The organism is Nannocystis sp. RBIL2 (genome assembly GCF_026626745.1).
GTDB lineage: Bacteria > Myxococcota_A > Polyangia > Nannocystales > Nannocystaceae > Nannocystis.
This window is the reverse complement of the sequence record NZ_JAPNJW010000002.1, coordinates 4,501,240-4,514,876: the sequence shown is the minus strand read 5'-3', so window position 1 is coordinate 4,514,876 and position 13,637 is coordinate 4,501,240. Positions and strand designations below refer to the sequence as shown.

Below are 13,637 nucleotides of genomic sequence, written 5' to 3'. Positions count from 1 at the left end.
GGTGGCGTTCACGCTCGAGCCGATCGAGTTGCATTGTTCGGCGTGCGAGCGGCGCCGACTGAAATGAACACGAGGGGCGCAGGTCACTCGCCCGAACCCTCGCGTTCGGTTCAATCGCCGTGGGCGCGGGGGAGGTCGGCCAGGCCGTTCGGACCCAACTGACCATCCACGCCGATCGCGGCGCCCCGACCCGCTCATGTCGACGAGTCGGATCAGGCCCCCGGCGTCGACCTCAAGAACCGCGATCCGCTTGCCGGTCCCTCGACACTGCCGAAAGCCGAAGGGCACGCGCGGTTGCAATGGGCGGCACGGGGCGCCGGCGGCGCGGAGCCCCGGCTCCAATCACATGACACACTGCGAGCGAATCCTGGACGGGATGGGGCGCGAGGGGGTCAAGGCGGAGCCGAAATGGTCGTCCGACTCCATCAACTGGGTGTCGATGAGGCCTTGATTCCACTGCTCGCCGGCGTCGAGGGTGGGCACCGAGGAGTTCGAGGTGTAGAGCACCTGGACGGAGCCATGACCCTCAAGGCCGGTCCCATACTCGTTCCGAGTGTAGACCCCGATGTCATCGGGGCGCTCGCCCGTGAAGTTGCCGCAGGTCAGAAGCTCGCCGAAGTAGTCGCCGGCCTCGGGAGCATCCGGGACGAACGCGGAGTCCTGATCCCACATCTGATTGTCGGTGTCGACGAGGCCGCTCAAGGTCCCGCGGACGACGTGGATGACGCCGCGACCGTCGTTCTCGGCCGGAGCGCCGATCACCAGATCGTGATAGGCGTCGCGGTCGATGCGCCCGGCGGTCAAGGCCCGTCCGAAGTACTGAAACTGGTCCGTGTCCGCCTGCCCTACGCCCTCCATGCTGCCCCAGTCCTGGCTGATCTGGTCCCAGAGCGGAGCGGCCGTCTGAAGACCGCTCGCCGACGTGCCGTACAAGACGTCGACGAAGCCAGCGTTTTGGTTCCCTAAGGGGGCGCCGATAGCGAGGTCGATGCACGCAATTCCGTTGAGGGTGTCGCCGTTGAAGTTGCCCGCGGCCAGCGCTGTGCCGTAACCGGCCTGGTGGTTCGGCACGAACGACTCCATGCCAGGGCCGGCCGAGGCGGAGAGCCCGGTGGCCGAGCCGTAAATGACGTCGACTCGCCCATTGCCGTTGTAGCCGTATTCGGAGAAGGCGAGATCCTCGTAGGAGTCGCAGTTGAAGTCGCCGGTCGCCATCACGTCCGGTTGCCCCGCATTCGTGGGCGGAGTGATCTTGTGCGCGCCGGGTCCATTCGTGCCGCTCAGGCCGGTGCTTCCGCCGTACACGATCACCATTGCCCCGTCTCCCAAAGCCGGAGGCTGTGCGTCACGCGCCCCGATGGCGAGATCGTGGAATCCGTCGCCGTTGAAGTCGCCCGCCCCGAGGACGTTCCCAAAAAAGTCACCCGCGTATGCATCTCCGGGAATGCCGGTGCTTTCGCGGGTGAGGAGCAAGTCATCGGTGACGCGAAGACCAGTGCTCGAGCCGTAGAACACCTGCACGGCGCCCGCGTTCGAGCGCTGGCCTCCCGTGGAGGCCTCCACGTTCTCGCTGGGGACGCCGACGGCGAGGTCGTCGTAGCAGTCGCCGTTGAAGTCGCCCCATGCCAGGGCTCGACCGAATTCGTCGGTTTCCTCCGAAGCCCCCTCGGCGCCGGCCAGGTCTTGCCAGAGCGAGGTCAAACGGTCGACGGGCGCCTCGAGCCCGCTCGAGCTGCCGTAGAGCACGTTCACCATCCCCGCTTCTTGGATGGACGATACCCACTCGCCCCAGGCGCCGATGGCGAGATCCTCGTAACCATCGAGATCGAAGTCGGGCCCGCGCGCGAGACCTGGCGCGGGGACGAACGCGATGCCGAGAGCGATTGCGATGAGCGACCGATACATAACAGACATGTTTTCACTCCTTGAGTGCTGCTGAATATCAGGTGCAATCCTGCGAGCTCGTCGCCAGGATCGTCCAGTGCTCGAACTGTAGGTGCGTCGATGAGCTGCTTCAAGCCCCTCGTGAACGATGGTTCGTGAGGTCTCGCGCTTAATAAGAAGAAGTTCGAAGCGGGGATTCGGCTGGGTGGCTAGGTAGGGGAAGGTCGAGGGAGCTGAGGCGGCTGGGGGTTTGCACAGTTCGGCGCGGGTGTGAACGGGGCTTGATGATGCGTGTGTTTCGGGGGCGCGAACCAGTCTGCAACCACGCTACGGGACGCACGAGGTCGAGCGCGCATCACCCAGAATCACGCGATCAGGCGAACAACAAAACCTGTCCAGGAGGCGCGGGCGAGGCGGAGCGGGGGCCCCATGGAGGGTGCGGATGACCGCGTCGGGGCCAATGGCGACCTCGAACACGCGCATCCGCCCGCCGCACTTTCGGCAGATAGTGATGTCCATCCCAAACACGCGGGCGAGAATCCTGGCCCACCCGATGCGATGCACCGCTCCATCTGCCCACAGGGAACAAGGTCGGCCATCGGGGAATTCTCGGGGGGAGGATGCGCGATTTCGATCTGGAGTTCGTGGCGCTCTGGTCGATGCCGCGGTTGATGCGGTCGGGATTGTCCCCATCCGCGAGGTCCACGCGGCACTGCCTCAGACACGTCTCTGACTCGAGTGAGTGGAAGAGCTCTTCGGTGAAGGTGATGCGTACAGCTACGCACGAACCTTGCTGTACGCGGCTCTGTTTGCCGTCATTCTACCGGGCGTCATCCGCACCGCCCGACTGTTACCAGACTCCTTCCATGTGCTCTCTGATCTGCTCCGCATAGCACCGACGGCCGAAAAGACCTGGAGATGAAAAGATTTTGACGATCTCCGGCAATGATGTTGTGGACACCTTACGGCGACCGGATCTGTCCGCGATTGGCACCCAATTTAGTCCCGCGTGGGACGACAACAAAAGGATGAATGCCGCGCGGAGAACGGGCCCACCTTATTCTTCACCGCGTTCGCCGCCAAGCGGGTGCGGGCCTGAATCCGGGTAGGGTTCGGCGAGGGTTCCGTGGCATTGGCGTCAGGTAGATTGCGCGGCGCCCGGAGAAGCACATGCGTTGAGGAGCGCCTCGCGCGGGCGGTGATGCAGGACATGCGACGGTCGGTGAAGCAGCGGCACGGCCTCGCCTCGGTGGCGCCGCTGCATGCTGGGGTGGTCGCGGTGGGCCAGCGCTTTCGCAGTGACCTCGGCCTGTTCGTCCATCTCCACTGTCTGGTCACCGACGGCGCTCTCGAGGAATGCGGCGCCGACGTGCGCTTCCTGCCGTGGCGGCGCCGACGGCGGAGCGCATGACAGCGGTGCTCGCCCAGGTCCATGATGCTGCCCTCGCCGCCGATACTGACGACGACCTCGACGTTGATCCCCCGCTGGCCGCCAGCGTGCAGCGTTCGCTCGTCGGCCTGCACCAAGCTCCCGCGAGCGAGTTCGGGGGCTCCGCCGCCGTTGACTGTGTTGGCTTTCGGGATGCACCTGCACGCCGCCACCACCGTTGACGGTAGCGACCGCAAGCAGCTCGATCGCCTCTGCCGCTACTCCTTCGCGGGCCGAGGGCTCTTGGCTCAGCCGGCGGCCTGGAGTAGGGTGCCGATCGAGGGCGGGAGCGCCTGCGGTGAAGGGAGACGCTATCGAACGGTCGCGGCGCTTCGGCAGGAGGCCTGGGTCAGGGTGGGCGATCGAACGTGCTCAGCGCCGCTTGGCATTACCCGTCACTCGTCAGACGATGGCTATGTCGCTTGACCCGGAAATCCGCGCAGAACCATCGACGTGAAGAATGCGGCGTCAGACGTACGGTTGACGCACACAAATCCGCGTGCCGTACACTAAAAGCCCGAGGCACGGCATTTGGTCAAAGTTTGCAGCGATCGAAGCGAGCCCATGGTCCGTGGGTGCCTCGAGCGCCTCCGGATGTCCATCGGACAAAACGGCAAAATCACCTGGCGGTTCACCCAAGAGCGTGCTCGATCTCTGTTCGAGCTCGAGCAGAGCACGACGCCTCGGTGGCGACACTAGTACCGAATCTGATGAAAGCCCGGCGGCCGCACGAGGCGCACGGGCGCGCGAGGAACTTGTTCGGGCGAGGAAGTCGATCGCTAGAGCACCGAGCACGGGCGGACCACGAGCGGGCCGGACGCGGCCGGCCAGAAAGAATTTCGGTTTCTTGCTCGAGTGCCGCGATCGTTGCGGTCGCGGTGGCCACTGGTACATTGAGACGACCTGCAAGGTCGCGGTGATGAGAGCCTCGCGTGCTTACGAGCGCGAGGGCGAGAACGGACCATGTCGCAGCCGATGATCCATACCGCACCAGTAGAACGCCGGAGCTCGCATGCTCTTGTGCCGGCGGATTCACTCGGGCTCGTCGCGTGCCCGCGCCGCGACACGGTCGAAGCGTCTCCCGACGGAGCCCCCGGCACCGCCACGACGGCGAAATTCGAGGAGCCGTCCGGCGATGGCATCGTCGTGTACCGCGGCCCTGGGACACTCTTAAAAAGAGCGCCCCGGCCGGCGTGGAGCGCCGCCTCGACAGCAGGGTCGGAGACTGGTCCGGTGATGGATGCACGCGGGGGCGACACCTTTACGAGGGCCGCCCACGAGCGGCGCTCGCACCTGTGGAACGTGGAGAGACGCCCATGAAAACCGCCGGCGAAATCCACGAGCTGGTGCTTCATGCGGAGCGAGCCCTCCTGCGTCTCCCGGGCGTGACGGGCGTGGGATTCGGGTGGAAGGAGACGGGCGGCGAGGTGACCGAATCCGCCGCGCTGCGAGTTTACGTGCGCAGGAAAGTCCCCCGCTGCGAGCTCCGGCGCGTCGAGATCATCCCCGAGCGGCTGGCGGGCCTCGCCACCGACGTGCTGCAGGCGCGCATCGGCGTACCCACCGTCGACCTCGAATCGGCGCCTCGCCACGCGCTCACGTCCGGCCTCGCCATCACCAATTTAAAGGAATGGGTCGACCGACCGTCCAGCGGGCCCGAGGGCGCCGGCCTCGGCACGCTCGGCTGCTTCGCCAGCGCGCGCGGACCGGACGGGCGCACGACTCCAGTGCTCGTATCCAACCGGCACGTGTTGCTCGCGCACGGGGCGCGGCGCGGCGACTTCGTCTACCAGCCCCAATACACCCGCCGAGGCGGACTATGCGTATTCCACGCGGACAGCCTCGATCCGGTCGCGGCGATCGCCGACGAGGGCTGTGCGGACAATTACACGTACGGATACCCCGGCGAAGCGGCGCAGGCGTACTTCATCGATTGCGCGACCGCGCGATTATTGACGGAGCACGGCGTCCACGCGACCCCGGAGCTGCCGCCGCCCGGCGCCCATGGAGTCACCACGGTGAAGGGAATCGCGCGCGTCCACCCGCTGGACGTGATCGACGGGCGGTCGCCCCGGGTCTACAAATTCGGCCAGGCCAGCGGGATCACCGTCGGCAGGGTCGTCGACGTGGCCGCGCCGATCGCCACGGCGCGAGGCGAGCAGCGGCTCCGCAACCTGATCATCCGCGACGACAGGCCCGCCGCCCGCCGCACCGGCAACTTCGTCGCGGCCGGTGACTCGGGCGCGTTGATCGTGAACGAGCGCGGCGCTGCCGTCGGCCTGCTGTGGGGGATGGGCCAGGGACCCGCCTCCGAGGCCTACGCCTGCCACATTCATCCGTTGCTCGACCGGCTCGACGTGACGCTGCTGAAGCGCGAGCCGTCCTGGCGCCGCGCTGCGGCTCCTCGCTCCGGGCCGCACCTCTCCGCAAAAGACAAACCCAGAGGGGCCTCATGACGCTGACTCAAGTTCAACTGGTCACCAAGCAACACGAGCTGAGCAATAAACTGAAGGAGATACACAATTCGGACCCCCTACATCCGTACATCCTCGGCGTCGGATTCGGCCTCCGAGAGACCGACGGGCAGGTGGACGATCCGCCTCAGGTTGCGTTCCGGGTCTATTTCGATTCCAACGGCACGAACATTGGCGGCACGATCAAGGTGCCTTCCGATGTATCTCTCGAGCTTCCGTACCCCCCCATCTGCACGATCAACGTCAGGGCGAAGCACCTGGTCCCTCCCAACGTCAAGGAGGTTCCGGGTTCGCAGCATGACGTGCTCGTCAGCGGGGTCGAAATCCACAGCGGACACAGTTCCACGGACCATGGGATCGGCCCCGGGACCCTGGGCTTCTTCGCCACCCTGGACTTGCTCACGGGTCAGGAAAAGCTCAAGAACGTCCTCGCGGTGACCTGCAAACACGTATTGATCGAGAATCCCTCCGTCCCCAACGGGCCCGACAAGAAAGTGTACAAACCGGGCGATGAGGCGTGGCACTTTGCGAAATCGATCGCCGAGATCCTCGACAAGAGCTACAGAAGCTCTCGATTCTTCCGCTACGACGACGACCCCGGCGCCAGCAGTGACAAATACCCCTATTTCATCGATTGTGCGGCCGCCAAGCTGAATGTCGAGAAGGAGACCACGTGCTGCAAGTCCCTTTGCGGCGGTGAAAAGACCAGGTTCAAGAACGCGGTACAGCACCTCTCTGGTGGCATCACGAACCATTCCCGCGTGAAGCACATCGATCTGATCGAGTGGGTGGAGGGCAATCCCAAACCCAAGCCATACATCGTGCTCAAGTCTGGAAACAAGACCGGCCTCACCGAGGGCAGGGTGATCGATGTGATGGCGCCCTATCTGTATGACAACGTGATCGTCATTGAATCGATCAGCAAGGACGCCAACAACAAGCTCTTGAACTTCGCCGACGAGGGCGACTCCGGCGCCGCCGTGTTGAACGCCCAGCACCAGATCGTGGGCATGGTGTTCTCGATCGATGGGGACACCCGAACCCGGGCCTACGCGTCCCACATCCACCCCGTCCTCGCCTGGCTGAAGGCCACGCCCGTGTCCAACGCAAACTTGGTCCCCGGCAGCGATACACTGGAAGACACGCCGTTCGTGGTCGACGACCCGGGCGCCGGTCACGCCGCGCGCCTGCGGGCCGCGTTCCTCGGATCCACCGGCGGGCGCCTCATCGCCGACATCCTGCTGACGCACCGAAGCGAGATCCTCCACCTCGTCAATACCAATCGACGGGCTACCGTGGCCTGGCACCGCCACAAGGGCCCCGGGTTCGTCAACCACTTGGTGAAGAACGTGCGCGACCCGGACCACCCGATTCCGCCGGAGATCGACGGCGTGGCCCGCGAGGCGCTGATCCGCACGATGGCCCGGGTGCTCGCCGAACACGGCAGCGCCGCGCTCGCAGAGGTCGCGACAAATTATCTCGACACGGCGCTGGAGTATGCCCGCCGCTTCGACAGCCTGCATGAGCTCGCCGATGGGCTCAAGAAAGAGGAGCAAGCGTGAGCAACGCAGACGGCACCCTCGAGCTCGTGCTCGTGGCGATCACTGAGGCGCTCGACAGGCTCACGCGCCAACTGGCGCCCGGGCACGCGCGCACGCTGTTCGCCGCGCTCGAGATCCCGATCACCGGTGCGCAGGAGAGCGCCCTGCTGCAGGGTCCGCTCAAGTCGCTGATCGGCGGCCTACGCGACGCCGTCCAGCGCGCGGCGGAGCTCAGCGACGCCATCGAGGACGAGGACGTGGGCAAGACCATGTCCGCCGGCCTTGGGCTGATCGCCAAGCTCGCGGACGTGATCGCGGCCCTCGAAGCCCTCGACTCGCTGCAAGGGCTCGACGTCGACCCGCCCACCCTCGCCAAGCTCCCCGAGCGCATGTTCAACTATGCGATCGTCGAGTACCTCCACCAGTTCCGCGGGGTCAACGAGACCCTGGAGCTGCTCGGCATCCTCGAGCGGCAACAGCACAACGGAGGATCGCCGGACCCCCTCGACGTCCCGTACGAGACGTCGACCTTCAAGCTCGAACGCTTGGGTCAATGGCTCAAGTCGCCGGCGAATGTTTTGAAGACCCTGTACGGCTGGGGCAATCCGACCTTCAATCACTCCAAGCTGCTCGAGCACCTCGAGCGCCTCCTCGCCTCGCGCGGCGCCCCGGTGCTGCTCGACACCAGCGGTCCGGTCCCCAAGCTCGACGTCGTCGACTTCGAGCTCGAGCCGGTCGCCGCCGGCGCCAAGGAAGGGCTTGCGATTCGTCTGAAGGCCGACCAGGCCGCCGCGGAGCACGTGTGGAGCAGCGAGGACTGGAGCGCCCGGCTCGCCGTCGACCTGTCTCTGCCGAACCTGACCGAGCTCGTGCTCACCCCTGACGACGGCGTCCGCATCGTGCCGCCGGCGCCCGGGACTTACGATGGTGCGATCGAGCTGAAGATCGCCGCCGATCGGACCCAGGCCGCCGAGCCGTACGTCCTGCTCGGCCAGCCGGGCGGGAGCCGCCTCACCCTGCGTCGATTCGAGTTCACCGCCGGCGCCGAGTTCGAGTGGGACGCCGGGACCAGCGAGGCGAGCGGCGAGCTCCACGTCGGCGGCGGCCTCGCCGGCGGCGAGCTGGTGATCGCGCTCGACCAGGCCGACGGGTTTTTGGGCAAGATCTTGTCCGGCGTCCACGTCGAGTCGCAGTTCGACCTCGGCTTCACCGCCTCGTCCAAGCACGGCATCACCTTCACTGGTAGCAGCGCGCTCGAGATCAAGCTCCCGCTGCACCTCGCGCTCGGGCCGGTCGAGCTGGATGCTCTCACCTTCTCGGTCGGCGTCAAGGGCAACCAATTCCCGACGAGCATCGGCGCCGACATCAAGGCCGCGCTCGGGCCGCTCGAGGCGGTCGTCGAGGACATCGGGCTGAAGATCGATCTGTCGCTCAAGGACGACCGCAGCGGCAACGCCGGGCCGCTGGACCTCTCACTCGGCTTCAAGCCGCCGAAGGGCGTCGGCCTCAGCCTCGACGCCGGCGTCGCCAAGGGCGGCGGCTACCTGTTCTTCGACTTCGACCGCGAGGAGTACGCCGGAGCCCTCGAGATCGCGGTGCTCGAGCTCGTGACCGTGAAGGCGGTCGGGCTCATCACCACCAAGATGCCGGACGGCTCGAAGGGGTTCTCGCTGCTGATCCTGATCAGCGCCGAGTTCACCCCGATCCAGCTCGGCTTCGGCTTCACCTTGAACGGCGTGGGCGGTCTGTTCGGCTACAACCGCCGAATGATGCTCGACGCGTTGCGCGGCGGGATCCGCACCGGCGCGATCAACAGCGTGCTGTTCCCCAAGGACGTCGTCAAGAACGCGCCGAAGATCATCAGCGACCTCAAGTCCTTCTTCCCCGCGCACGACGGCAAGTTCGTCGTCGGGCCGATGGCGAAGATCGGCTGGGGCACGCCCACGCTGATCACGCTCACGCTCGGGCTCTTCATCGAGATCCCGGGCAACGTCGCCATCGCCGGCATCCTCGCGCTCAACCTGCCGGACGAGGCCGCGGCGCTGATCGTCATCAAGGTCGCCTTCATCGGCACGCTCGACTTCGACAAGAAGATGTTCGCCTTCGACGCGAGCCTTTACGAGTCGAGGATCCTGTTCATCACGCTCGAGGGCGACATGGCCGTGCGCCTGACGTGGGGGGACAACCCGCAGTTCCTCCTGTCGGTGGGCGGGTTCCATCCGACCTACGAGCCGCCGCCGCTGGCGCTGCCGTCGCTGCGACGGATCACCTATTCGATCCTGGACACCTCCTGGGCCCGGATCCGGATGGAGTCCTACTTCGCGATCACCTCCAACACGGTGCAGTTCGGCTCGCGCTCCGAGGCCTTCTTCGGCTTCGACGACTTCAACGTCTCCGGCCACCTCGGCTACGACGTCCTGCTGCAGTTCTCGCCGTTCTACTTCGTCGCGGGGGTCTCGGGCGGGTTCTGCCTCGAGGTGTTCGGCTTCGACGTCTTGACGATCCACCTCAAGGCCTCGCTCGAGGGGCCGTCGCCGTGGCGGATCAAGGGCAGGGGCAGCGTCTCGATCCTGTTCTGGGACATCGAGGTCGACTTCGACGAGACCTGGGGCGAGAAGAAGAACACCGCGCTGCCCGGCATCGACGTCATGCAGCTGTTCGCGGGCGAGGTCGGCAAGGACGCCAACTGGAGGGCGCTCGCGCCCAAATCGAAGAATCTGCTGGTGTCGCTGCGCAAGCTCGAGCCCGGCCCCCTGGTCTTGCACCCCGCGGGCAAGCTCGTGATGAGCCAGCGCGCCGTCCCGCTCGGCTTCACTCTGGACAGGGTGGGGAACCGCCAGCCGGAGGACGTCCACCGCGTCGAGATCACCGCGGCGACCACCGGTTCGACCGTTCACGGCCTGTCGCCGGTGACCGAGCAATTCGCGCCCGGTCAGTTCCAGACCATGACCGACGCCGAGAAGCTGTCGCGCCCGTCGTACGAACCGATGAACGGCGGCGTGGTCATCGAGATCGGCGACGGCGCGCTCAAGTCCGGCAAGAAGACGGTTCGCACGATCGCCTACGAGACGACGATCATCGACAAGGCGCCGGCCAAGCCGCCGAACAACGCCTTGCAACTGATCCCCGGGGCCCTGTTCCATACGCTCCTCGGCGGCGCGTCGGTCGCTCGCTCGCAGCTGTCGCACCGGAAGAAGAGCCAGATGCAGCCCCACGCCGAGAAGGTCGCGGTGGCCGCGGAGGGGTACACCGTCGCGTCCACGCAGGACAACACGCCGCACGGCGGCGCGGCCTCCTTCACCAGCCACGCCATGGCCAACGATCACATGAAGCAGGCGCTCGCCGGTGACCCGGCGCTGAAGGGCTCGTTGCACGTGATCCCCAACTACGAGGTAAAAGCGTCGTGAGCGCGGAAGACCCCACCTATTCATTCCTTTCCTGGCTGCGGACCGGGATCGCCAACAGCATCACGACCGTCTCCGGGGCCACCCGCGCGACGATCGAGGTCGAACTGACGGCGACCGGCACCGGCCCGGGAGGCGCCGTCCAACAGACGATCCCCAGGGAAGTGGGCCTCTACGGCCCGGGTGACATCGTCGGCATCGACAAGAAGGCGATCGTCAAGGTCGAGCCGCGTCACTGGACGGTCGGCTTCGAGCCCAATTACCTGCCGTACGTGGAGTTCTACGACGAGGACTTTCCGTGGCGCTACACGCCGGCCGCGCCTGCCTCGCCGGAGCGGCTCTCGCCGTGGCTCGCGCTCGTGGCCCTGACGGAGGACGAGTTCAAGGACGGCAAGAACATGCAGGGGCGGCCGTTGCCCTTCATCGAGCTCACCGCCGCCGCCGACCTGAGCAAGGTGTTCCCGCCCGCCGCGCAGCTGTGGGCGTGGGCCCACGTGCATGTCAACGAAGATGTCCCCGAGGCCAGCCTCGAAGCGGCGCTCGAGGCCAACCCCGATCGCGCCTACTCGCGGATCTTGTGCCCGCGTCGCCTCGAGCCGGACACGACCTACCACGCGTTCCTGATCCCGGCGTTCGAGATCGGGAGGCTCGCCGGGCTGGGGCTGGTGGTCGAAGGCGCGGCGACCGTGTCGGCGTGGGCGCCGGGCCGATCCCAGATCCCGAATCACTACCCCTATTATCATCGCTTCCGCTTCCGCACCGGGGCGCTCGGCGACTTCGAGCAACTGGTCAAGCTGCTGCAGCCCCAGCCGGTCGACAAGCGCGTCGGCGTGCGCGACATGGACGTGAATCATCCGGGCTCGGGCCTGCCCGCGATCGACCTCCCGGACGCGCTCGCGGGCGTGCTCAAGCTCGGCGGCGCCCTGCGCGTGCCCCTGGACAGCCTCACGGGCGCCGACCAAAACGAGGTGCTCGCGTACGACCAGTGGGACGAGACGCCGCATCCGTATCCGCACCCGTTCCAGGAGGCGTTGGCAGCCCGGCTGAACCTCGCCGACGAGTACCAGCAACAGGCGCCGGCCGGCGATCCGGTCGTCACCTCGCCGCTGTACGGCCGCTGGCACGCGCTCGCCCGCCGCGTCGAGCCGGACAATACTTCCGACCCGACCTCGAGGAACTGGCTGCACGAGCTCAACCTCGATCCGCGCTTTCGCGTCGCGGCCGGGCTCGGGACCAGGGTCATCCAGAAGGGCCAGGAAGACTACATGACCGCCGCCTGGGAGCAGGTCGGCGAGGTCATCGCCGCCAACAACCAGCTCCGGCTGGCGCAGGTCGCCAAGAGCGTATCGACGTGCCTCTACGACAAGCACATCGCCTCGCTCGCCACGACCGACGCGTTCCTGCTGACCGCGCCGGTCCATCGGCGCGTCCTCTCCGCCGGGCTGACCGTGCACAAGCGCGTCGCGGACAGCGTCGTGCCGTCGGCGGTCACCTCCGCGCAATTCCGCCGGCTGACCCGCCCCGGCGCGACGATCATGAAGCGGCTCGGCCTCAGCAGCGCTGCGTCCGCGATCGTCGAGGCGATCAACGCCGGGACGATGCCGGCGGCGCCGGCGAAACCCCGGCCGGACGGCGCCGGCACGCTCGCGGACGTCGCCGGCCACCTCGATGCGGCGAATGTGCCGAAGCCCCAGATCGAGACCCTCGACGAACGACAGACGCCGAAAGATATCGAGGAGATCGAGCCGTCGCTGGAGTACCCGGGCGGGCCCGACGCGCGCAAGGCATTCGGCCAGGCCCTGATCGACGTCTATACGTATACGTCGGTCGAGTTCAAGGTCCCGGAGAAATCACCGCTCGACCTCGGCGGCGTCGTAGCGTCCACGCTGGAGGCCCTCGATCCCGCGACCTCCATCCCCAAGCGGACGCAGCAGACCGTGCAGCTCCCGGCGTGGGTGCAGGCCGACATGGTCGAGACATTCGCGCCGGTGATGGCCTACCCGGTCTTCGACCTGCCGATGTACGAGCCGCTGAGCGAGCTGTCCACCGAGCTGTTCCTGCCGCAGATCCACCTGATCCCGCAGAACAGCCTCACGCTGCTGGAGACCAACCAGAAGTTCGTCGAGGCCTACATGGTCGGCCTCAACCACGAGATGGGCCGCGAGCTGCTGTGGCGCGAGTACCCGTGCGACCAGCGCGGCAGCTACTTCCGGCAGTTCTGGGACGCGGGCAGCGTCTTGCCCGACGCGGCCGAGGAGGCCGAGCGGGAGGCGCTCCGCGACATCCCGAAGATCCACCAGTGGTCGAAGCTCTCGGAGCTCGGCGAGCACAACCACCGCGGGGCCGGCGGCGACGCGGCCCAGATCGTGCTCGTCGTCCGCGGCGAGCTGCTCAAGCGCTACCCGACCGCGGTCCTCTACGCGCAGAAGGCGGTGTGGCACCAAAAACCGGGCGGCGCGTACGAGCGCCGGCTCGACCCGGCGCCCGGCGCCGTCCGGGTCCCGCTGTTCGAGGCCAAGGTCGATCCGGACATCTATTTCCTCGGGTTCGACCTCACCGCCGCAGACGCGGCGGGCGACCCCGATCCGCTCCAGGGGGACGCCGGCTGGTTCTTCGTCATCCAGGAGCGCCCGGGCGAGCCGCGCTTCGGCCTCGACGAAGCGGAGGGCTCGCCGCCTCCGCCCCAGACCTGGAACGACCTCGCCTGGGCCCACCTGGGCACGCCGTCCGGAGCCTCGATCGATCTCAGCCAGACCTCGATCGCGCTCGGCAACCCCGGCGGTGAGGACGCCCAGGCGTCCTGGGACGCCAATACGAACTCCGCCGAGCTTGCCTACATTCTCTATCAGGTCCCCGTGCTCGTCGCAGTGCATGCGTCTCGCATGCTCCCCTGACAACCGACAAC

General features: G+C 66.8%; 6 protein-coding genes. 5 read left to right on the top strand and 1 reads right to left on the bottom strand.

The annotated features are described in order from the left end of the window. Positions 1–342: 342 nt before the first annotated feature. Positions 343–1,914, bottom strand: coding sequence for an FG-GAP repeat protein (locus tag OV090_RS42770; protein WP_267710662.1), 1,572 nt, complete (start codon positions 1,912–1,914; stop codon positions 343–345). Positions 1,915–3,106: 1,192 nt separating this feature from the next. Here OV090_RS42770 and OV090_RS42765 point away from each other — a divergent pair. From OV090_RS42765 to OV090_RS42745, 5 genes are all read left to right on the top strand, one after another. Then, the gene (locus OV090_RS42765) at positions 3,107–3,295 is read left to right on the top strand and encodes a transposase (protein WP_267710661.1); all 189 of its coding nucleotides are present in this window, start codon (positions 3,107–3,109) and stop codon (positions 3,293–3,295) included. Positions 3,296–4,629: 1,334 nt separating this feature from the next. Further along, positions 4,630–5,769, top strand: coding sequence for a hypothetical protein (locus OV090_RS42760; RefSeq protein ID WP_267710660.1), 1,140 nt, complete (start codon positions 4,630–4,632; stop codon positions 5,767–5,769). Continuing rightward, positions 5,766–7,349 (top strand): hypothetical protein, encoded by a 1,584-nt coding sequence (locus OV090_RS42755; protein WP_267710659.1) that lies wholly within the window; start codon positions 5,766–5,768, stop codon positions 7,347–7,349. Before OV090_RS42760 ends, OV090_RS42755 begins: the two co-directional genes overlap by 4 nt. Continuing rightward, complete coding sequence (locus tag OV090_RS42750) at positions 7,346–10,735, top strand: DUF6603 domain-containing protein (RefSeq protein ID WP_267710658.1); 3,390 nt, start codon at positions 7,346–7,348, stop codon at positions 10,733–10,735. Before OV090_RS42755 ends, OV090_RS42750 begins: the two co-directional genes overlap by 4 nt. Next, the gene (locus tag OV090_RS42745) at positions 10,732–13,626 is read left to right on the top strand and encodes a hypothetical protein (protein WP_267710657.1); all 2,895 of its coding nucleotides are present in this window, start codon (positions 10,732–10,734) and stop codon (positions 13,624–13,626) included. The genes OV090_RS42750 and OV090_RS42745 overlap by 4 nt, the downstream gene beginning before the upstream one ends. Positions 13,627–13,637 lie beyond the last annotated feature (11 nt).